Raw genomic sequence first — 20806 nt, 5'->3', positions numbered from 1 at the left:
CGCACCCCATCACCCACGAGGAACACGCATATGCATGTTTTTGTTACCGGCGGCACCGGCCATTCCGGTCCGTACATCATCTCCGATCTTATCGCCGCCGGCCATGAGGTCACTGCTCTGGCTCGGTCCGACACGGCCGCGGCGCAGGCTGCTGCGCTCGGCGCCAAGGTACGTCGCGGCAATCTCGAGGATCTCGACGGGCTCAAGGAGGCGGCCGCAGCCGCGGACGGCGTCATTCACCTCGCGCATCGGCAGGACCTGATTCCAACCGGCGGGATCAACGCCGTTGCGGCCGCGGAACTTGAGATCATGCTCGCCTATGGCGAAGCACTGGCCGGAAGCGCAAAGCCGTTGGTCGCGTCTGGAAGCGTCGGCTCGCCCGGGTGGGAGGGCCTGGGCCGGCCGGCCACCGAGGAGGATCCGCCCCTTCCCGGCGGCGATCCGTACAAGAATACCCTGCGGGTTCGGAACATCGTGGAAACCACGGTGATCGGTCTCGCCGAAAAGGGCATACGGTCTTCGATCGTGCGGATCCCTGAGATCATGCACAGCTCCACCGATAACGCCGGCTTCCTTCCGCTGTTGATCGGGCTGGCCAAGGAAAAGGGTGTCGTCGGCTACCCCGGAGACGGTGCCAACCGTTGGGGGGCCGTGCACGCCCGTGACGTCGCCACCGTGTTTCGCCTGGCGCTGGAGAAAGGCGCCGCGGGCAGAAGCTGGCATGCGATCGCCGACGTGGCTGTCCCGTACCGCCAGATCGCCGAAGCCATTGCCAGCCGGTTGAATCTGCCGGCCGTGTCTATTCCCGCGGACGTGCTGATGCTGCCTGGCTACTTCGGGTTCCTTGCGAATCTGGTCACGCTGGACACCCCGACATCGAACGCCATCACGCGCCGGGTTCTTGGCTGGGAACCGACCCAGCCCGGACTCTTCGCCGATCTTGATAGCGGTCATTACTTCCCGGCCGACTGATGAGGTGACGGCACACCGCCGGGTCGAACTGCGTCCGGCGGGTGGTCAAGCCGTGACGGCGTAACCCGTCCATAAACGCTGGAAAACTACCCGATTTCAAACGGAGACTGCACATGAGCACTATCAGCATCATCGGTTCGGGAGGCATGGCCGCGGCTGTCGGCGGCCGTATCGCCAAGGCCGGACACACCGTCGAGGTGGTCAGCCGCGATCCCGCCAAGGCGCAGGCGCTTGCCGACAAGCTCGCATCCGGAGCGATCACAGGGACTTACGGCGCCACTCCGGCGGGCGAGATCGTCATTCTCGCCGTACCGTACACCAATGCGGTGGCGGTACTGGCCGACTTTGGGAAAGCGCTCGACGGTAAAGTGATCATCGATATCACCAACCCGGTCGCTCCCGATCTCTCGGGCCTCGTTACCCCCCACGGCAGTTCCGGTGCGCAGGAGATCGCCAAGGGCGCCCCGGCCAGCGCGCATGTCGTCAAGGCGTTCAATACCCTCTTCGGCCACGTACTTGCCCAGGATAAACGCCTCGATGCGTTCATCGCGGCGGACGATGCGGACGCCAAGGCCCGCGTCTCGACCTTCCTCGAGAGTCTCGGGCTGCGTCCGTTGGATGTCGGCGGCCTGCAGATGGCCCAGACGCTCGAGTGGCTCGGTCTGATGATGATCGGCCTGGCTAAAAACGGCGCCGGCACCTGGGACATCGCCATGAAAGTCGATATCGGCTGAATCAGCGACACCACGTCCTCACCAGCAGGCCCATAACGTGTCCGATTAGATCGGACACGATCCTGGGTAAAGGAAATGGAGAGATTTCGATGAGCACACAAGAGAATGTCCAGACTGTGAAGAATTTTTTTGCAGCCATGGGCCGCGGCGATAAGCCAGGTCTGCTGGCGTTGTCTGCCGAAGATATCGAGTGGATCATTCCGGGCGAGGACTGGCCGCTGGCCGGCACGCACCGCGGGCACCAGGGATTGGTGGATTTGCCTCAGAAGGCTTCCGAATCATCCACGCCTCACGGCTGCCAGATCCCGACATCCTGCGCATCCACCGCCTTGGGCAACAGGCCGGCGGCAAAAAATGCATCGGCGATTTTCTGTTGCTCACCCAACTCGTCGCTTTTGACCGGCTGCACCTGATAGCTGCGATGGCTATTGGCGGTCTCGACCGTATCCAGGCCCAGGTTGCCCCACAACGGACTCAACACCTGAGCCGCTTCACGGGGATTGGTTTTTACCCAGCTACCGGTTTTCTCCAGTTGGTCGTAAACCACCTTGAGCACTTGTGGGTGCTCCTCGGCGTAGCGGGTGCTGGTCAGGTAATAGCGCTTGTAGCTGGCCAGGCCTGCGCCGTCAGCCAACGTGCGGGTTGGCAGTTGGCGTTGGGCGCTGGTGAGGAAGGGTTCCCAGGTGACCCAGGCGTCGACCTTGTTGTTCTCGAAGGCGGCGCGGCCATCAGCGGGCGACAGATAGGCCGGTTGAATGTCCGAGAATTTCAGGCCGGCTTTTGTCAGGGCGGCGATCAACAAATAATGGCTGCCGGCGGCTTTGGTGACGGCCACTTTCCTGCCTTTCAAATCCGCCAATTGATGCAGGGACGAGTCCTTGTGCACGACGATTGCCTGGGCCGAAGGCGAGGGCGCTTCCTGGGCAAAGTAGGTCAGTCTGGCCTGCGCGGCCTGGGCGAAGATCGGCACGGTGTCCGCCACGTCGGCGCTGATGTCGACATTGCCGACATTCAGCGCCTCCAGCAGAGGCAGGCCGCTTGGAAACTCATGCCAGCTCACGTCGATGTTCTGTTGCGCGAGGGTTTTATCCAGGGTGCCTTGAGTCTTCAACAGGGTGATGAGGGTCGATGACTTCTGGTAGCCGATCCGCAGCGTTTCCCGCGCCTGGGACGGCAGGGAGAACGTCAAGGCCAGCGCAACGACCAGACCGGCCAGCACGGGACGACGGAATTTTGCTTCAGTGTATGGGGTGGATTTCGACATGGCACGCTCGATATCAGGAAAAGAAAGGTTCGACTGACCTGAATAATATGGTTATAAAAAGTACTTTATAAATACTTTTTAAGAATTAGCTTAGTGGGGTTTTCTTCCGTCAGAACGCGTACTGCAAGCGGGTGTAGTAGTACCCACCCGTGAAGCCGAACGGTGAAAAGCTGCCCCAGTTGTCGCCGAACGAAGAGTTCGGTACACCGATATGATCGGGGTATTTGTCGAACAGGTTCTGCGCGCCGAGGGCGACGGTCAGCTGTTTGGTCAGTGCGTACGCGACATCGAGGTCGGTGATCCACTTGGCGGAGTATTCGCGATCCAGGCTCGGATCGGCGGAGCTGTTGACCTCGGTGTAGGTGCCGAAACGGGTCAGGCGCAGGTTGACGTCGAAGTCGTGGATCGCCCAGTCGGCGGAGAAAATCGCCTTGCTGCTGGGGGAGGTCTTGGTGATCAGCGCACGGGCCTGGCGACCGAGCAGTTGAAAGCTGCTGTTCAGGGCCGTGAGTTGCGACGGGGTATCGTTGACGCTGAGGATTTGCGTGTGGTTGTAGTTCAGCGCCGCGGTCCATCTCACCGAACCGAAGCTGTTCAGGTTCTGCCAGTAGTTACCCACCACATCGACCCCTGACGTGCGAGTGCTGGCGCCGTTGGTGAAGAATTGCGCCCCGGCGGTGGCCGGCACGCCGATGCTATCGAGCAGGGCGGCGACGCCCGGCCCCTGGAAGCGTTCGCTGAGTACCAGGCGATCGCGCAGGTTGATCACGTAGCCGTCCACCGTCAGGCTCAGGTTTTCGCTCGGGGTCAGGGCGAAGCCGAGGCTGAAGTTGGTGGAGCGCTCGGGTTTCAATGGTTCTGCGCCCAGCGCCTGGGCACCCGCCGAGTCCACCGGCAGAATCACGTAGTTGTAGGACTGGTAGACGCCATTGATGGTGTCGAACCCGGTCGAGCGGGCGGTGAAGACCTCGTTGGCCAGCGACGGCGCGCGAAAGCCATTGCTGATGGTGCCGCGCACCGAAAACACCGGGTTGAACTCGTAGCGGGTACTGAGCTTGCCGCTGCGCGTACTGCCCACGCCTTCGTTGTAATGCTCATAGCGCGCCGCGACGCCCAGGTACCACTGCTCGACAGGGTAGAAGCCCAGGTCGATGTAGCTGGCGACGTTGTTGCGACTGACCTTTTGCTCATCGTCCGGGGTGATGCCGTTGGTGACCTGCGCGCCGGGATCGGGACGTTGGCCGGCGCGCGGATGGCCGGCCGGGAACACGTAGCCGCCGTCAATGTAAGAGGCTTCGGAGCCCGCCCGGGTCTCGTAGCCATCGCGTCGATGCTCGAACCCGAAGGCGACATCCAGTGGCTTGACCAGGCCGATGTCGTAGCTGTTTTTCAGGTCCAGGTTACTGGTCCACTGATCGGCGATGAAGATGCCGGAGGTGAATTTGTTCGGGGTGTTTTCCCCCAGTGACGGGTTCTGGTTGTCATAGGTGCGCTGCTTGGCGTAGTTGCGCCCGTAGGTGCTGCTCAGGTCCCAGGCCCAACCGCCGAGATCATCACCTCGGGCGCCGAAGGCTGACTGGAAGTCGGTCTCGTTGATCAACCAGTAAGGGCTGTAGCCGTCGGGGAAACCGTTGGGACCGGTGGTGATGGTGTTGCGGCCGCTGGGCAGGCGGAAATTCTGGCCGTCGTTGTTTTCCCGCGTGGCCAGTGTCGAGAACGAGTACAGCGTGACGGCATCGTTCAGCGGCAGGTCGAGGTTGTAGGCAGCATCCGCCAACTGGCTGCGCGGCAAGCCGTAGCCTTTGTAAGTGTGATGGCTGGCCGTGGCCTCGCGCGGGTCGGGCGAACCGTCCGCCAATGGATAGTAATGTGAGCTGTAACCGTTGCTGCCGGCCTTGTTGTCACGCTCCTGGTAGCGGGTATCGAGCGAGACATTGAACACGCCGGCGTCCCCGACTTCGAAGCCATAGTTGAGCGCTTCTTGCCCGGTACCGCGTTTACCGTCGTAGTTCTGGCCCAGGATCGTGTCCGAACTGCCGCCGGTGGTCTGCTTGAGGATGATGTTGATCACCCCGGAGATGGCATCGGAACCGTATTGGGCGGCCGCGCCATCACGCAGCACTTCGATATGATCGATGGCGGCCACCGAAATCAGGTCGAGGTCGCTGGGCGCCGCGCCGCTGTTGATGCCGTTGATGTTCAGCGTCGCACTGGTATGCCGGCGCTTGCCGTTGACCAGTACCAGCACGTGGGACGCGGTCAGGCCGCGCAGGGTGGCCGAGCGCACCACGCCGCTGGCATCCCAACCCGCCCGGTCGGGCAGGTTGAACGACGGAATGAATTTACTCAGCGCCTCCAGCAGGCTCGGTTTGCCGACCGAGCGCAGTTGATCGCCGGTCACCACGTCGATCGGTGTCGGGCTGGTGGTGACGGTGCGTTGCTCGGTGCCGCGGTTGCCCGTGACAACCACGGTGTTGAGGGTCGGCGAGCTGGTTTCGGCGGCCTCGATGCTGAACGAGGCGAGGCCGCAGGCAAACGACAGCGGGACTAACAAGGGACGAAAGGAAGGCGCCGTTCGACGCACCGGGCAGTTGAGCATGAAGGTGAAACTCCTGAATGGCGGGTGAATTCCGTGTCACTTCTTGCGAGCGGCGACGGCTTCGATTTCGACCAGGCCGCCGGGCAGCGGCAGGGCCACCACTTGAATGGCGGTACGTGCCGGTTTGTTCGGTTGCGCGGTGCTGCCGAAGAACGGCGTATAGCCTTCTTGCAGTCCGGCAAAATCCAGCTTGCCGCTCTTGGCCGGATCTCCCACCAGGAACACCCGCAGTTGCACCACATCGCCGAGCCCAAGCCCCTGGGCTTCCAATACGCCCTTGAGCTTGTTGAGAATCGAAGTGGTCTGGGTTGCGGTGTCGCCATAGGCGGCAAAAGAATCCTTAGGCGCTTTCGGGTCGTGCAGGTCGGCCAGCAGGCCACTGACGAACAGCAGGTCGGTTTGTGCCGGCACGGACACCGCCAGCGAAATCGGAAAGTTCGAGTTGGGCAGGGCGATACGTTTGATCTCGTCGGCGTGGCTGCCAAGGGTGGTCGCGGTCATGAGCAGTCCTGTCAGCAAAGTGATGGCTTTCATCGTTCAATCCTTTTATTGAGTGAGTCAGGCGGCAACGCCCGGTTGATTGCGTTCGGCATGTCGGCCGATCAGCGAAACGATGCGCCGCGCCGAGTCGGCGGCGCTGTTCTGCCAGATGCCGACGCCGCCATGGGCCAGGGCATCGCTGGCCAGATAGGTGCGGCCCTGAGGTTCATTGAGAATCTGGTAGGCGCTTTCGCCGACCTCGTCGTTGACGATCCACGGGCCTTTGCTGAACGGCACCTTGGCCCAGTTGATGGCCACCGGTTTTTGCAGCTTGGTGCTGTGTCCGGGGTGCAGCAGTTCCACGGCTTGCCGGGACGAGGTGAACTGTTCGGCGAGGGATTTTTTGCTGAAGGCCTGGGCCGATTCGCTGGTGTTGTAGGCGGCGACCAGAATTCCTTGTGCGCTATTGAGGCGATCGCTGGGGTACCACAAGCCTTTGACTTCATGGTCCAGGTAGGAAAGGCCACCGTAGATGTTGAAGTCAGTTTCCCAGAACCGCGGCGACTGCCAGGCGACCTTGTTCGCCTGATCGCTTTGTGCGGTCTCAATTGCTTGCTTGAACGGTTGGCTGAAGTTGCTCGGCAACTTCGCCAGTAGCGGCAGCGGCACGGTGACGATGGCGTAATCAGCGGTCAGGGTCTGGGTGGTACCGGTCTTGCGGTCGCGGTAGGCGATGCGGCTGCCTTGCTCGGAAGTCTGGATGTCACTGACTTCGGCATTGAAGCGCACCGCATCCTTGAGTTTTTCGTAGAACGCATAGGGAATGCGGTCCATGCCACCGACCGGCTGGAACATGGTCGAGGAAAACTCCGGTATCTCATCGAATACCAACGCGCCCCAGAGCTTGGGATTGAGCAGGGTTTGCAGTTCCAGCGGTGCGCGGGTGATACCGGTTTGATCACCCGCGCCGGGCACCCGTGTGTACCCCGAGCGCACCGAACCTTTGTATTGAAGGTCGGCATTCAGGTCTCCATAGACCTTGAGGAAACTCAGCAGCGCCTTGCGGTCGTCGGCGCTCAAGTCCTGGTCCAGAGCCTTGCGGCTGACGGTTCGCGCCAGCAACTCGGACAGTTGCCCACGCGTGTCGTTGACCGCCTGGCGCAACTGGAATGCCGGTTGTTTCGGGTCCGGCAAGGCCAGTGCGTTGCGGCTGCTGTTGACCAGCACTTGCAGCTCTACGCCCAACTCACGGCAGTAGCCGAGGATGGTCTGGTGATGGCTGGGGATGCGCGCAGGGCCTGCGTTGAAGAACTGCCCGTCATCGAAGTCGACGGTCTGGCTGACGCCATCGTCGAAATCGACTTTGGTACCGCGACGCAAGGTCCAGTTGCGCCCGCCCACCCGTTCGCGGGCTTCAAGTATGGTGACGGTAAAACCAGCCTTGCGCAGTTCATAGGCACTGACCAGGCCGGAAATGCCGGCACCGACCACCACCACATGCTTGCCTTTGCCACTGCTGCCCAGTTGCAGCGGATTGAAAGTCGATGCCACGGCCTGAGGCGTCAGCCCCAGCGCACCGAGGGCGCTGACAGCAGCGGAATAGCCACCAACGGCGGCAATGCGGGAAATCAGTTCCCTGCGGGTGAAAGCCATAGTGATGCTCCTTAAGTACAGCTTTGGAATGAATCCTCTGTAGGAGCTGCCGAAGGCTGCGATCTTTTGATTTTGTTTCTTAAGATCAACGTCAAAAGATCGCAGCCTGCGGCAGCTCCTACGGGTGTTTGCGTTTGGGGTTAAAGGTCGTAGCGCACGGACAACAAGAGGGTTCGCGGGTCGTTGATCGCGTAGTAGCGGGCGCCACTGGACGGCACGAAGCCGACCGATTGCGGGTACGCGCGATCGAGCAGGTTTTTCACCGACAGCGTGGTAGTCCAGTGGCCGTCGCCGGAGATGTAGCGGGTGTTGGCGTTCCAGAAGGTCTGCTGGGGAATTTCCTGGACGTCGTCGTTCAGCGCGTTGGCGAAGGACTTGGTCTGGAATTGCGCATCGGTGCCGGCCAGCCAGGTGCCAGGCAATCCAGACGGGATGGTGTAGTTGAGGCCGACGCTGGCGTTCCAGCGCGGTGAAAACACCAGCTGCTTGCCATTGGCGTCGACACCCGCGCCACCGGCGTTTTGGAAATCGTCGTACTGGCTTTCCAGGTAGCCGACGTTGGCGGTCAGTTGCAGGTCGTTGGTCAGTGCGGTCAGGGTTTCCAGCTCGACGCCGTAGGTGTGCGCCTTGCCGACGTTGGTCCGCAGGCTGACACCCAGCGCCGGGTCATAGGCGTTGGTCTGCAGGTCTTTGTAGTCGTTATAGAACAGCGCGAGGTTGGCACGCAGGCGACGGTCGAAGAAGTCACCCTTGAAGCCGGTTTCCCAGGTGGTCACGTCTTCCGGTGAAAACGCCTGTTCGGCGGCGGCCTTGGTTGGCGCGCGGTTGTCAAAGCCACCGGCCTTGAACCCCTTGGCCACGTAGGCGTACTGGTTCAGGTGCGGGGTCCAGGCGTACTCGAAGCCGAGTTTCGGGCTGGTGGACTGCCACGATTTGCTTGAGTCGGCGCTGAAGTTGGTCCCTGTGATCTGTCGGCTGGTGGTGATGGCGTAGTTGGTGTAATCGAAATTCTTGTGCTCGCGGGTAAACCGCAGTCCGGCGATCAGCGCCAGCTGTGGCGTGATGTTGTAACTGCCCTGGCCATAGAGGGCGTAGCTCTCGGTATTGGTTGTGCTGTACTGGCCCTGGCCGATCACCCGGTTGCGCGCGATGGAGAAGGTCAGGTTGTCGCGCTCGGCGTCGAAACTTTCGTGGTACAGGTACAGGCCGGTGCTGAAGCTGAAATCGTCGTAGTCGCCGTTGAGCTGCAATTCCTGGGTGGCGTAGTCCTGGTTGTAGGTGATCAGGTTGTTCTGAATCAGGGCTGCCTGCCCCGAGTTGTCATAGTCCACCGGTTGGTTGAATGCGGAGTAGGCAGTCACCGATTTGACGTTCAGATGGTCGTCAATCGTGTAGATCGCGCGCAGCACCGAGCTGCCCTGGTCGAGTCGGTTTTTCGGATTGAGGCTGCTGTAGCTCTTGAATTTATCGAAGTGACCGTTGGCATCGAATGGCGTGTAGCTGGTGGTATCGCCACGGTCAAACGTACCGGCCAGGGTCAGTTGTACATCCCAGGGCGAATCGTCGGGGTTGTAGCGCAGCTTGCCGCGATAGGACTGGATGTCGATGTTGTTCACATCGGTGTGGCGTGTCGGGTTGGAGACGGTGCCGTCACGGGTCAGGCGAATCGCCGAGAAGCTGCCGAACAATGCGTTGTCCACCAGCGGACCGCTGATCAGCAGGCGGCCGTTCTGCGCGTTGTAGTCACCGGCGCCGAGTTCGAAGAAACCACGGGTTTGCTGGGTCGGATCGCGGGTGATCACGCGGATCGCACCGGCGCTGCTGTTACGCCCATACAGCGTGCCTTGCGGGCCGCGCAGCACTTCGACGCGTTCGACGTCGTTGAAGTCGAGCATCGAGGAAATGGCCCGTGGGATGTACAGGTCATCGGCGTAGACCGCGACGGCCGACTCCTGGATCGGATCGGTTTCACCGATGCCACGTATCCCGTAGGTCTGCGCGCTGTAGGAGATCGACTGGCGGCTGAGGGTCAGGTTCGGTACCTGCCCGGAGAGGTCGCGAATGCTTTTGATCTGCTTGTCTTCGAGGGCCTTTTCGTCGAAGGCGGAAATCGCCAGCGGGGTCTTTTGCAGGTCTTCGCTGTGGTGTTCGGCGGTGACGGTAACGACGGGGAGGGCACCATCCTTGGTGTTTTCTTCGGCGTGAGCCGACAAGCCGAATATCGCCAGCGACACGGCCAGCGTCAGACGGTTTGAGCGGAAAGTGGTGTGCATGGTGAACCCCGGGTGTGTAAGTGCTGCGTTGGCGTTGTTGTGTTTCTTTGGGCAAAGCGTTGCCGGGGCCGTGGTTTGAGGACCATGGCGGCGGTGGCTTGAGCCGGTTTCTGGTTTGGGTGCAGCGGTTGACCGTGGAGTGGTGTCGGCCGGAAAAACGGTAGTTCCGTGGGCCTCCACCTGGTCAGGGGTCGGTGATGGTTGTAACAATATTTATATAAGTAGCGGCTGTAAAAGTCCGATTAGTTATAAGTTAATTATAAAAAATAGGCATTAAATAGTTAATAAAAATGCGTAAGTCTGATGTTGTGTGTTGGCCGTAAAAACGAAATCGCGGGCAAGCCACGCTCCCACAGATAATGCAAAACCTGTGGGAGCGTGGCTTGCCCGCGATGACGTCAGTTCGGTAGAAACTCAATACCCGCGTTGCACGTTCGCCTGATTCTCCAACGCCAGACCATTGAGAAAACGTTCGAGATTGGCCAGGAAACTGTCGGCGATTTCATGGCGACTGTTGCTGGAAATCGCTGAGGTATGGGGTGACAAGCGCACCCGCGGATGGACGTAGAGCGGGTGTCCGTCCGGCAAGGGTTCGGGTTCGGTGACGTCCAGCGACGCCAGGCCGATGCGTCCGGTGTCCAGCGCTTCGAGCAACGCTTGATGGTCGAGCAGGCCACCACGGGCGATGTTGATCAAGTGCAAGCCAGGTTTGGCGCTGGCGAGCACCGCACTATCTACGATATGCCGAGTGGCGTCGGTCAACGGTGCGGCCAGCACCAGATGATCGGAACGCGCAAACAGCTCATGGATGTCCCGCGCCGCTTCGACGCCTTCAACCTCGAACGGCGTCTGACTCTGACGCAGCGCCAGTACCTTGATGCCCAGGGCGTGGGCCTTGGTCGCCAGGCTGCGGCCAATGGCGCCAAAGCCGAGAATCCCCAGCGTGGTGCCCTTGAGCGGGGTCAGCGCCGTGAAATTCCATTGCGAATCATGCACCCAGATATCCGGCAGACGCTTGGCCGCGGCGAAAATCGCGGCCAGGGCGAACTCGGCGATGTTATCGGCGGCGCTGCCCCGTGAGGTGCTCACCGGCGGGCCGTTGAACAGCCATTGCGGGTAGAAGTCGATGCCCGACGACACCACTTGAATCCATTGCAGTCCATAGGGCCAGCCCGGTGGCGGTGTGTCCGCGGCCTGATAGCCACGCACATTGATTGGCCGTGCCAGCAGAATGCTGACTTCCGCCGGCAGGTCGCTGGGCACCCCGGCCGGCACGCCGATGACGCGAGCCTCGGGATGGGTTTGACTGAGACGCTGGCGGATCACTTCGTTGAAGTCTTCGTCCAGTTGGCTGGCGATGACAAGCTGGCTCATGGGCGTTCCTTGGACTGGGATGGGGGCTGGCGCCGGGCAAATACGGCTTTGCCGACGCCTTGCAGGATGGCGTCGTTTTGCGGGGTGTGGACGCGGCTGCACAGCACGTCGCGGTAATGCCGTTGCAGCGGATTATTACGTGACAGGCCCGGATTGCCGGACGCCTCGATGGCCAGCTCGACGGCACGAATCGCATTGCCGGTCACCAGGTATTTCAGCTGTGCCGCGTTGCTGGCCGGCGTGTGGCCCTCGGCGGCGGCATCGAGCAAACTGCGGTTGGCGAACAGCAAAGTGTCGATGTGGCCGACGGTTTCCTGAAAGCGCGGCAGGGTCGACAACGCTGCGCCGAGGTTGGACGGCGCCCGGGTTTCCAGCCATTGCACCAGCCAGTCGCGGGCGGCCTGGGCAACGCCGTCGTAGACCGATGACAGCAACACCGACATCCACAGCAAACCATCGCCATCGAGTTCGGGTTGCGGTGCGCTCCAGCGGCTGACGCTGACCGCGTGATCCAGCGGTACCAGCACGTTGTCGAATACCACCTCATGGCTGCAAGTGGCGCGCATGCCCAGATGATCCCAGTCCTCGATGATGCTGATGCCCGGCGTGTCCTTGTGCACCAGCCAGGCACCGACCAGCGGGTCCTCATCACTGCTGCGCGCCCAGACGCTGAACCAGGTCAGGCCATGGCTGCCGGTGGAGTAGGTTTTTCGCCCGCTGATCCGCCAGCCTGCGCAAGTGCGTCTTGCGACGGTCGCCGGCAGACCGCCGCGCGCGGGGGTGCCGAGATCGGGCTCGACCCGCAAGGCGTTGATCAGCGCACCCTTCTGGATGGCGTCATGCGCCACTTGCAGACGCAACGCTTCGGGCCAGTTTCGATTGTCTTGCAGGCGCGAGTGCTGGAGGTACTGCATCACCAGGATCAACGCCGTCGAAGGCTCGCCTTTGGCGATTGCACTGATGGCTTTGCGTGCCTGTGCCAGGTTCGCGCCGCCACCGCCCAGGGCTTTGGGCACGGTCAACGCAACCAGGTCGTGCTCATGCAACAGCTTGAAGTTGTCATGGGGGAAGGCGCCGCTCTCGTCATAAACATGGGCAGTGGCGCTCAGCTGTTCGCTGATGCCCTCAAGCAAGGCCTCGAAATTGGCTACTTCGACCGAGCGCAGCACGGGCGGGTGTTGGGAAGAAAGACTCATGGTGATTTCACTCGATCAAAAAGGGTGAGAGCCGGCTCATAGCGCAAGCAGCTTGAACTGACGGTCCCAAAGTGGGCTGACATCGAGCCGTTCACTCAACACACCCGCGTCGAAAAACAGGTCTGCCACTTCCTGCTGCGAGGCGATGGCCTGATCGTTCACTTCGATGATTCTCGAGGCCTGGCTGCGGTTGTTATACATGTCGAGGAACACGCTTTTATCGACACCCAACAGCTGCGCCGATTTGGTGGCCCAGGGTTCGGGGTTGTTGTTGATCCACTCCAGGGTGCGCGCTTGTCGCTGCAGGTAGTCCTGAATGGCCTGCTTGCGCAGTGGGTCTTCCAGCGCGGCAGGGCGTGCGGCGATCAGGTAGTTGCCGGACAAATACCCCAGCGCGGTTTTCAGTACGCGGGCGCCACTGCGGAACTTCGCCAATTGGATGAACACGCCGTAGATCACCCAGGCATCGAGCTGTCCGCTCTGAAAAGCGGAAAAACCGTCCTGAGGCGTGAGCGCCACCGCGGTGATGTCCTTCATGGTCAGGCCCTGTTCCTTCAATGCCTTGATCAGGAAGTAGTGCGAGGTGGTGGAGCGCACGTAGCCAACCCGCTTGCCGCGCAACTGCCCGACCGATTCGATGGTCGAGTCCTTGGGAATCAGGAACACCTGGTTGTTCACGTCGCCTTGCAGCACCGCGATCAGTCTCGGTTGACGGTGACTCTGGATCGAGAAAATCGGCGGGATCTCACTCATTGAACCAATGTCCAGGCTGCCCGACGCCAGTGCCTCGACGATCAGGTTGCCACCGGCAAATTCCGCGTAATCGACTTTATACGGGCGCGTGGAGGTGCCGGCGTCATCGGTGAAGTACGAATCCTGGCCGCGATAGGTGGCGACGCCCAGGGTCAAGTCCGAGAGGCTGGTCGTTTGGGCGAACGCTCGAGAGGCCAGTCCCAGTGAGGACAACCCCAACGCACCGAGGGCGATCGAGCTGGCCGTGAGAAAGCCGCGACGATTGAACTGTCCCTGTGTGATCTTTTTCGTCATGGTCAGGCTCTTGTCAGATGGCGAGTTGGACGCAGGCTTGCCCCGGCGACAGGTTGAGGGATTCGCTCATGCCAGTGCCTCACTTTCTTCCCGGGTCTTGAGGGCGTTTTGCGCGTGACGGTTGGCAGGCACTTGCAGACCGAAGTTGTCGCGCAGGGTGCTGCCGCTGTACTCGTCGCGAAACAGGCCGCGCTGTTGCAGGACCGGCACGACCAGTTCGGTGAAGTACTGCAGGCCGTCCGGTAACAACGAGTTGATGATGAAACCGTCTGCCGCCCCTTCCTCGAACCATTTCTGAATCGCGTCGGCAACCTGCTCGGGAGTACCGACGAAGTCGCGCCGTGGCCTTGAGAAGCGCAGGGCGACTTCACGCAAGGTCAGGCCTTCGTCCCGAGCAAGCTGCTTGATCCGGTCCGATCCGCCTTTCTGGCTGTTGGACCCCAGATCGCCCAGCTCGGGGAACGGCGCATCCAGTGGGTACTGACTGAAATCGTGGTCATTGAAGGGCCGGCCGAGGGCGACGATTGCGTCCTCGATCGTCACCAGCTCCACGGCTTGCTGATAGCGGCTTTCCACTTCGGCTTCATCGCGGCCAACGATCGGGCGGATGCCCGGCAGGATCGACAGTTTCTGTGGGTCGCGTCCGAAATCGGCAGCGCGTTTTTTCAGGTCCTGATAGTAGGCGTGCGCATCATCGAAGCCTTCCTGGCTGACGAAAATCGCGTCGGAGTTTTCCGCGGCGAAATTGCGCCCGGCCTCAGAGGTGCCAGCCTGGAAAATCACCGGTTGGCCTTGCCGGGAACGGGAAATGTTGAGCGGGCCTTTTACCGAGAAAAATTCCCCTTTGTGCTCAAGGGCATGCAGCTTGCCGGGGGTAAAGAACTCGCCGCTTTGCTTGTTGTAGGCGAACGCATCGTCTTCCCAGGAGTCCCACAGGCCCTTGACCACATTCACATGCTCTTTGGCGATGCGGTAGCGAACGGCATGAGGCGGGTGTTCGGTCTTGCCGAAGTTATCGGCAGTGCCGCTGAGCCAGGACGTCACCACGTTCCAGCCTGCGCGGCCGCCGCTGATGTGGTCCAGCGAGGCAAATTGGCGGGCGACCTGGAACGGTTCGGTGTAGCTGACGGTGACGGTCGCTACCAGCCCGATGTTGTGCGTGGTGGCCGCCAGGGCCGAGAGAATGGTCAACGGCTCGAAGCGGTTGAGGTAATGCGGGCTGGATTTCTCGTGGATGTGCAGGCTGTCGGCGATGAACACGAAATCGAACTTGGCCGCCTCGGCCAGATGCGTCTGCTGCTTGTAGAAAGCAAAGTTTACGCTGGCGTTGGGCTGGGCCTGCGGGTGGCGCCATTCGCCCCATCCGTGACCGACGCCATGGACCATTGCACCGAGTTTCAGTTGGCGTTGTTTGCTCATGGTGTTACTCCTTTATCCGTCGCATCGTTAGCGGGATGCCTGGTTGAGTGGGGCGCGCCTGGCGTTGAAGCTCTTGTCGAAACCTTGGGAAACGTCGATGTGTTTGCCGAGAATTCCTTCTTCCTGGTAGATGTCGGCGGTGGTTTGCAGGCCGCCGATGACCTGGTCGTCAATCTGCACCGGTTGCATGTGCGTGGCCTTTGCCACGGCGATGTGCACGTCCAGCGGCAAGCCGGTGACGCGCGCCTGGGCGGCGGCATATTCCTCGGGATGGGCGTTGGTCCAGCGGTAGGCGCGATCGACCCGGGCGACGAAATCGTCCAGTTGCTGGCGTTTGCCGGCGATGGCCTGGCTGGTGGCGGCGAAGTACAAATGATTGGTCAGCAAGGTTTCGCCGCTGACCAGCACCTTGGCCTGGCTTTGGGTGGTGGAAATGGTGGTGTAGGGGTCCCACGTCGACCAGGCGTCCGCGCTGCCGTTATCCAGCAGGATTCGCGACTCGCTCGGCAGCAGGTAGATGAACTGCACGTCGTGGGTGCTCAGGCCGGCATTGCGCAAGGCTTTGATCGCCAGGAAGTGGCCGATGGAGCCGCGGGTGGTGACGATTCGCTTGCCCTTGAGATCGCTGGCGGTGCTGAGCGGTGAATCCTTGGGCGCGAGGATGGCCGTGGTGTAGCGACCCTCGGCGTGCACGATGCTGACCACCTTGATCGGCGCTCCGGCTCCGAGAGCGAACACGTAGGGCGCATCGCCCAAGGCACCGATGTCCACGGCCCCGGCGTTCAATGCTTCACCGAGGGGCGCGGCGGCTGGAAACTCGGAGAACTGGATGTCGTAGGGCACGTTCTTCAGCTCGCCGGAGACTTCCAGCAGCACTTTGATCGTGGATTTCTGATTGGCCACCAGCAATGGCTGAAGGTCGGCGGCGTGGGTGGTCGCACAGAAGGTGAGGGCGCCGGCGATCAACAATCGTTTGAAGGGCAGGGTAAGGCTCATGCGGCGTACTCCAGGTGGATCTTGCTGAATTGGGGTACCTCCGCCTGGAGAAGGGGTCGGTCTGGTGTTAACACTATTCCTATAAAAAAATGGTGTGAAATTCTTTTTGGTTATATGTTAATTATAAAAATAAGTGATTATGTTTAGATATAATATGCGAAATGTATGTTTTATGCGGCCGTGATTCCGCAGGCGAGCCTTGAATAAAGAAGGGAAGGTGTAGAGCAGGAGAGCTTCCTGTGCCTTGCACAGGACACAGGAAGCGAGGGGCGCTTCAGATCACGAAAAATCCATGGGTGCCGTCCCGGGCCAACTGGTCTACCAGTCCGAACTCCCAGTCCAGGTAGGCCTGCATCGCTGCGCGCGGGTTGTCGGTGCCTTCATAAGGACGGCGATAGCGGTCGATACGCGGTGAGGCCAGGCGGGTTTCGCCTTCCTCCAGGGGCAGTTGCGCGGCGATCCAGCTGGCCGTGCCACCTTTGAGCAGAAACACCGCTTTGCCCGTCAATGCCTCGACCTCAGCCACCGCCAGGCGAGCCAGCTGACTGCTGCCGCAGGTCAGCACGTAGCGTTCTGCTGGCGGCACCTTGGCCAACGCTTCGCGCAGTTGCCCGCGCAAGGCCCACCACGCACCGGGGATATGGCGTTTGACGTAGTTGGCGCTGCTAGTGAAATCCAGTAAGACAATGTCGCCATGGGTCAGCCATTCGGTCAGGGTCTCGGGGCTGATTTCCTCGGCCTGTGGTGGCGCGGGAACGGGCGCCTGCCATGCTCCTTTTTCGCTGAAGTGCGCAGGTTGCACGTCATCGAGCACATGCACTTGCCAACCCAGTTGTGCAAGCCACGAAGCCGACATGTTGGCGCGCACGCCATCGTCATCGACCAGCACCAGGCGCGCACCGCGTACGCTGGCGAAGTGGTCGGTTTCCTGTACCAACTGGCCGCCGGGTGTCGAGCGGGCGGCGGGCAGGTGACCGGCTTCGAATTCTTCCGGGGTGCGCACGTCGAACAGGTAGGTGCTGCGGGTCGGCTCCTGTTGCCAGCGTTGCAAGTCTGCCAGGGTGGCGCGGCCTACCCGGGCTTTGTCGGCGACGCGACGGGCATCGCGGGCAGCAATTTGCCGATGCTCTTCGCTGGTCGGCGCGAATTGGCGCGACTGACCGTGCTGCAGTTTCTGTCCAGCCAGGGTCCAGCCGATGGTGCCGTTGCGCAAGGCCGAAACCGGGTTGGCGATGCCGGAGTTGATCAATGATTGAGTGCCGATAATGCTGCGGGTGCGGCCGGCGCAGTTGACGATGATGCGCGTGGCCGGGTCCGGTGCCAGTTCCCGGGCGCGCAGCACAAGCTCGGCCCCCGGTACGCTGATACCGGTGGGAATGCTCATGGTCTGGTATTCTTCGAAACGCCGGGCATCGAGCACCACCACATCGGCCTCGCTGTCGAGCAGTGCCTGGACTTCTTCCGCCGCCAGGGAGGGCGTGTGGCGCTGGCTTTCCACCAGTTCGCCGAAGGCTTTGCTCGGCACATTGACGTCGATGAACAACTCGCCACCGGCGCGGCGCCAACCGTCCAGCCCACCTTCGAGCAGGCTGACGTTGATGTAGCCCAAGTCTTGCAGACGCTGAGCGGCGATGCTCGCCAGCCCTTCACCATTGTCGTAGACGGTCACCTGGGTATTGCGCCTTGGAATTCGCGAGTACACCTCAAGCTCAAGTTTCGACAATGGAATGTTGGCCGCGAACAGCGGGTGCGACTCGGCGAAAGGCGCTTCTTCGCGCACATCCACCAGCGCCAGTTCTTCTCGGTTCAGCAGGGCCTGGCGTATTTCAGCGTAGGAGCGGGTGAGTGCAGTGCTCATAGGGCTTGGCTCTCTTTGGACAGATCCCAGATATTGGGGAGAAAGGCGTTGGAATAACCGGAGATGAACAGCTTCTCGCTGCCGTCGGCCTGGTACACCGCGCGGCGCACGGCCCCGATGTTGGCACCGTAGACATGGATGCTGATCGAGACCTGATCATCAAAGGCGTTGCTGACCTGGTGAATGTCCCCGATTTTTGGCGACACCGCTTCAACCTGGCCCGGCCGCAGTTGCACACGGCTACCGTCGGTGATCAAGGCGCCGTCGCTGTTGCGCTGGAAACCTTGCGAATACTCCGCGCCGCGCAACATGCCAATCAGCCCCCAGACCCGATGGTCATGGATCGGTGTGCTTTGCCCCGGCCCCCAGACAAAACTGACGATACTGAACCGCTGCCGTGAATCGACATGCAGCAGGTATTGCTGATAGCGCTCGGGGTCTGGTCGGGCGAAATCTTCCGGTAGCCAGTCATCATGACTGACCAATTGACCGAGTAGCTTGCCGCCACGATGCAACAGATCACCCTCGCGAGGGTTACTGTCGATCAATTCCGCCAAGGCGCCTATGAATGCTCTGAGTCTCTCCGGGTGTCGGGCCTGGGTCATGGCGATTCCATCGTTCGTTGTGAAAGTTGACCCTTTGATTTAAGCATAATGTTTTATATCAATATGCGATTGTTTAATGATTAGGTTATAGCTGAAAGGAATTTATAACCCTTTCGCATAGCGCCATACGCTATTGATCGATCGCCCGGCGTGGGGGCGGGCTATCCTTCTTTCGACAATGGAACTATGCTTTTCAGACATCTTATTGACTGTTCTCTATGTGCGGGCCAAATGAAAATTGATGATATCGACGCCTTTGTCGAAGTGATTCGTTGCCAGTCCATCAGCCATGCCGCCGAGTCGCTGCAACTGACTCAGCCGGCCATCACGCGGCGCGTGCAGAACTTTGAGCAGGCGTTGGGTGTGGAGTTGTTCGATCGCAACACCAAACCGCTCAAGCCCACGCTGATCGGTACGCGGGTGTATGAACAGTGCCGTTTGATCCTGCGGGAAATGGATGCGCTGCGCGAGCTGGTGGCCACCGACGCACCGCCCACCGGGTTGTTACGCCTGGGCGTTCCGCAAACCATTGGCGATGTGGTGCTGCTCGATGCGCTCAAGCATTTGCGCATCGAATACCCCGAGCTGCGCGCTCAGGTGGCCACGGGCTGGGGCAGTCAATTGGTCGCAAAGATCGAGCGAGGTGAACTGGACGCAGCGGCGGCACTGTTCCCGGCCGGCAAGATTTTCCCGGACAACATTGTCGGCGAGTCGATTGGCAAGATGGAACTGGTGGTGGTGTGCGCCAAGTCCCAATTGCCCAAGCGTCCGTGCAAGCTCGCCGACGTTTACCAGAATGGCTGGATTCTCAATCCCGATGGCTGCGGTTTCCGTGCCGGTCTGCAACGAACCTTGTCGGACCAGGGGCTGGCCCTGAGTGTCAATCTGGAAACCTTCGGCACCGAACTGCAACTGGGCCTGGTCGCCGACGGCATGGGGCTGGGGTTGGTGCCGCGTCCGTTGCTGGAACGCAGCACGCATTTCGAACAGTTGGCGGTGATGCCGCTCAAGGACTTCAAGCCGGTGATGGACCTGTGGCTGATCTATCCGCATTTCCTGGGCAATCTGCAAGGGCCGGTCGATGCCTTTGGCAAACTGGTCGCCGGATCGCTGCAGAAGATCAAGCGTGCAGCGTGATGCTCGGGCAGGAATATAATAAAAAAAAATAATAATTAGCTTAGATTAAAATGTGCTTTTTATTATTTTTTGCCTTCCCATAGGCTGGCTGGAGATCCTTAAGGCCATCCAGGAAGTTTTGCCATGAGTAGCGTCAGTCCGTTATCCAGCGTCTCGAAAAATGTTCGCCAACGGGTCAGTCCCGAAGAATGGGAAGTGCGTGTAAAACTGGCTGCGGCCTATCGGCTGGCGGCCCTGTTCAAGTGGACCGACCACATCTACACGCATTTTTCCGCGCGGGTGCCGGGGCCGGACGAACATTTCCTGATCAATGCCTTCGGGTTGTTGTTCGACGAAATCAGCGCCTCGAATCTGGTCAAGGTGGACATCGACGGCACCATCGTCGACGACCCCACCGGGCTTGGCATCAACCCTGCCGGTTATGTGATTCACAGTGCGATTCACGCGGCACGTCCAGACCTGCAAGCAGTCCTGCATACCCATACGCGCGACGGCATTGCGGTGTCCGCGCAGCGCGACGGGTTGTTGCCGATCTCCCAGCATTCGATCGGTTTTTCCGGGCGGGTGGCTTATCACGGTTACGAAGGCGTCGCGCTGGATCTGGACGAGCGCGAGCGTCTGGTGGCGGATCTCGGTGATAAAAGTGTGTTGATCCTGCGCAATCACGGCTTGCTCACTGCGGGCATCAGCGTCGAGCATGCGTTTCAACAGCTGCACGGACTGGAGCGGGCCTGCAATATCCAGATCGCGGCGCAGGCTGCTGGTAACGTCGAGTTGATCTTCCCGCCGGCCGAAGTGGTGGCCAAGGTCGAGAAACAGGCTGAGGTGTTCAAGAGCGGTGAAGGACCGGGCGTGGCGCGGCACTGGGATGCACTGATCCGTCAGTTGGAGCGTAGCGACAGCGACTACAAAAACTGAGCCTCTCCCACAGTACTCCGTGGTGAACACAGCCCTTGTGGACACCCGGAGCAAATGTGGGAGCGAGCTTGCTCGCGATATCGGTGTGTCAGGCGAAGTAGATGTCGGATGTGCCGGCCTCATCGCGAGCAGGCTCGCTTGTATGCTAGGACTTGAAGGGAGGAGGAGGGACAAAGCTCGATTCTGACTGTTAGCGCAGTACAGATCCGTGGGAGATTTCGCCCCTCCTCCTTTCACCCAAGCGCCGATAAAGAATGCATCTGGCTAGACCGACGATAGGA

At 60.6% G+C, this 20806-nt stretch carries 16 protein-coding genes; 4 read left to right on the top strand and 12 right to left on the bottom strand.

What is annotated here, in order from left to right:
* Positions 1 to 30: 30 nt before the first annotated feature.
* Both AC1DKH_RS27265 and AC1DKH_RS27260 read left to right on the top strand, forming a co-directional pair.
* Complete coding sequence (locus AC1DKH_RS27265; RefSeq protein ID WP_477799889.1) at positions 31 to 972, top strand: SDR family oxidoreductase; 942 nt, start codon at positions 31 to 33, stop codon at positions 970 to 972.
* A 113-nt stretch (positions 973 to 1085) separates the two neighbouring features.
* Entirely contained in the window at positions 1086 to 1706 is a 621-nt protein-coding gene (locus AC1DKH_RS27260; protein ID WP_477799888.1) for an NADPH-dependent F420 reductase, read from the top strand.
* A gap of 289 nt (positions 1707 to 1995) precedes the next feature.
* Here the strand turns inward: AC1DKH_RS27260 and AC1DKH_RS27255 are convergent, their stop codons facing one another.
* From AC1DKH_RS27255 to AC1DKH_RS27200, 12 genes are all read right to left on the bottom strand, one after another.
* Positions 1996 to 2970: an aliphatic sulfonate ABC transporter substrate-binding protein gene (locus AC1DKH_RS27255; RefSeq protein WP_477799887.1), complete on the bottom strand. Its 975-nt coding sequence runs from the start codon at positions 2968 to 2970 to the stop codon at positions 1996 to 1998.
* Positions 2971 to 3079: 109 nt separating this feature from the next.
* Positions 3080 to 5569: a TonB-dependent receptor plug domain-containing protein gene (locus AC1DKH_RS27250; RefSeq protein WP_477799886.1), complete on the bottom strand. Its 2490-nt coding sequence runs from the start codon at positions 5567 to 5569 to the stop codon at positions 3080 to 3082.
* Positions 5570 to 5605: 36 nt separating this feature from the next.
* On the bottom strand, positions 5606 to 6103 hold the full coding sequence (locus AC1DKH_RS27245; RefSeq protein WP_477754378.1) for a RidA family protein: 498 nt from the start codon (positions 6101 to 6103) through the stop codon (positions 5606 to 5608).
* A gap of 24 nt (positions 6104 to 6127) precedes the next feature.
* Positions 6128 to 7702 carry a flavin monoamine oxidase family protein gene (locus AC1DKH_RS27240; RefSeq protein WP_477799885.1) on the bottom strand — a complete coding sequence of 525 codons (1575 nt, stop codon included), beginning with the start codon at positions 7700 to 7702 and terminating at the stop codon, positions 6128 to 6130.
* A 140-nt stretch (positions 7703 to 7842) separates the two neighbouring features.
* Positions 7843 to 9975, bottom strand: coding sequence for a TonB-dependent receptor (locus tag AC1DKH_RS27235; protein WP_477799884.1), 2133 nt, complete (start codon positions 9973 to 9975; stop codon positions 7843 to 7845).
* Positions 9976 to 10389: 414 nt separating this feature from the next.
* Positions 10390 to 11349: a D-isomer specific 2-hydroxyacid dehydrogenase family protein gene (locus AC1DKH_RS27230; RefSeq protein ID WP_477799883.1), complete on the bottom strand. Its 960-nt coding sequence runs from the start codon at positions 11347 to 11349 to the stop codon at positions 10390 to 10392.
* Positions 11346 to 12545 (bottom strand): acyl-CoA dehydrogenase family protein, encoded by a 1200-nt coding sequence (locus AC1DKH_RS27225; RefSeq protein ID WP_477799882.1) that lies wholly within the window; start codon positions 12543 to 12545, stop codon positions 11346 to 11348. The genes AC1DKH_RS27230 and AC1DKH_RS27225 overlap by 4 nt, the downstream gene beginning before the upstream one ends.
* 36 nt (positions 12546 to 12581) lie before the next feature.
* The gene (locus tag AC1DKH_RS27220) at positions 12582 to 13592 is read right to left on the bottom strand and encodes an ABC transporter substrate-binding protein (RefSeq protein WP_477799881.1); all 1011 of its coding nucleotides are present in this window, start codon (positions 13590 to 13592) and stop codon (positions 12582 to 12584) included.
* A gap of 66 nt (positions 13593 to 13658) precedes the next feature.
* Complete coding sequence (locus tag AC1DKH_RS27215; protein WP_477764367.1) at positions 13659 to 15011, bottom strand: LLM class flavin-dependent oxidoreductase; 1353 nt, start codon at positions 15009 to 15011, stop codon at positions 13659 to 13661.
* Positions 15012 to 15038: 27 nt separating this feature from the next.
* Complete coding sequence (locus tag AC1DKH_RS27210) at positions 15039 to 16007, bottom strand: ABC transporter substrate-binding protein (RefSeq protein ID WP_477799880.1); 969 nt, start codon at positions 16005 to 16007, stop codon at positions 15039 to 15041.
* A gap of 274 nt (positions 16008 to 16281) precedes the next feature.
* Positions 16282 to 17865, bottom strand: a complete 1584-nt coding sequence (locus AC1DKH_RS27205; protein ID WP_477799879.1) for a rhodanese homology domain-containing protein — start codon at positions 17863 to 17865, stop codon at positions 16282 to 16284.
* A complete protein-coding gene (locus tag AC1DKH_RS27200; RefSeq protein ID WP_477764364.1) occupies positions 17862 to 18470 on the bottom strand; it encodes a cysteine dioxygenase family protein in 609 nt (202 codons plus the stop codon). Before AC1DKH_RS27200 ends, AC1DKH_RS27205 begins: the two co-directional genes overlap by 4 nt.
* 231 nt (positions 18471 to 18701) lie before the next feature.
* Between AC1DKH_RS27200 and AC1DKH_RS27195 the strand changes: the two genes are divergently transcribed.
* Positions 18702 to 19607: a LysR family transcriptional regulator gene (locus AC1DKH_RS27195; protein ID WP_477756364.1), complete on the top strand. Its 906-nt coding sequence runs from the start codon at positions 18702 to 18704 to the stop codon at positions 19605 to 19607.
* Between the two features lie 123 nt (positions 19608 to 19730).
* Positions 19731 to 20525: a class II aldolase/adducin family protein gene (locus AC1DKH_RS27190; protein WP_477799878.1), complete on the top strand. Its 795-nt coding sequence runs from the start codon at positions 19731 to 19733 to the stop codon at positions 20523 to 20525.
* Positions 20526 to 20806 lie beyond the last annotated feature (281 nt).

This window comes from Pseudomonas sp. 05L36, assembly GCF_056398125.1.
Note: the sequence above shows the minus strand (reverse complement) of the source record. Positions and strands in the feature narration are given on the sequence as shown.

Coding starts and splice junctions, on each gene's coding strand:
- AC1DKH_RS27265 (WP_477799889.1), top strand. CDS start 31: ATGCATGTTTTTGTTACCGGCGGCACCGGCCATTCCGGTCCGTACATC.
- AC1DKH_RS27260 (WP_477799888.1), top strand. CDS start 1,086: ATGAGCACTATCAGCATCATCGGTTCGGGAGGCATGGCCGCGGCTGTC.
- AC1DKH_RS27255 (WP_477799887.1), bottom strand. CDS start 2,970: ATGTCGAAATCCACCCCATACACTGAAGCAAAATTCCGTCGTCCCGTG.
- AC1DKH_RS27250 (WP_477799886.1), bottom strand. CDS start 5,569: ATGCTCAACTGCCCGGTGCGTCGAACGGCGCCTTCCTTTCGTCCCTTG.
- AC1DKH_RS27245 (WP_477754378.1), bottom strand. CDS start 6,103: ATGAAAGCCATCACTTTGCTGACAGGACTGCTCATGACCGCGACCACC.
- AC1DKH_RS27240 (WP_477799885.1), bottom strand. CDS start 7,702: ATGGCTTTCACCCGCAGGGAACTGATTTCCCGCATTGCCGCCGTTGGT.
- AC1DKH_RS27235 (WP_477799884.1), bottom strand. CDS start 9,975: ATGCACACCACTTTCCGCTCAAACCGTCTGACGCTGGCCGTGTCGCTG.
- AC1DKH_RS27230 (WP_477799883.1), bottom strand. CDS start 11,349: ATGAGCCAGCTTGTCATCGCCAGCCAACTGGACGAAGACTTCAACGAA.
- AC1DKH_RS27225 (WP_477799882.1), bottom strand. CDS start 12,545: ATGAGTCTTTCTTCCCAACACCCGCCCGTGCTGCGCTCGGTCGAAGTA.
- AC1DKH_RS27220 (WP_477799881.1), bottom strand. CDS start 13,592: ATGACGAAAAAGATCACACAGGGACAGTTCAATCGTCGCGGCTTTCTC.
- AC1DKH_RS27215 (WP_477764367.1), bottom strand. CDS start 15,011: ATGAGCAAACAACGCCAACTGAAACTCGGTGCAATGGTCCATGGCGTC.
- AC1DKH_RS27210 (WP_477799880.1), bottom strand. CDS start 16,007: ATGAGCCTTACCCTGCCCTTCAAACGATTGTTGATCGCCGGCGCCCTC.
- AC1DKH_RS27205 (WP_477799879.1), bottom strand. CDS start 17,865: ATGAGCACTGCACTCACCCGCTCCTACGCTGAAATACGCCAGGCCCTG.
- AC1DKH_RS27200 (WP_477764364.1), bottom strand. CDS start 18,470: ATGACCCAGGCCCGACACCCGGAGAGACTCAGAGCATTCATAGGCGCC.
- AC1DKH_RS27195 (WP_477756364.1), top strand. CDS start 18,702: ATGAAAATTGATGATATCGACGCCTTTGTCGAAGTGATTCGTTGCCAG.
- AC1DKH_RS27190 (WP_477799878.1), top strand. CDS start 19,731: ATGAGTAGCGTCAGTCCGTTATCCAGCGTCTCGAAAAATGTTCGCCAA.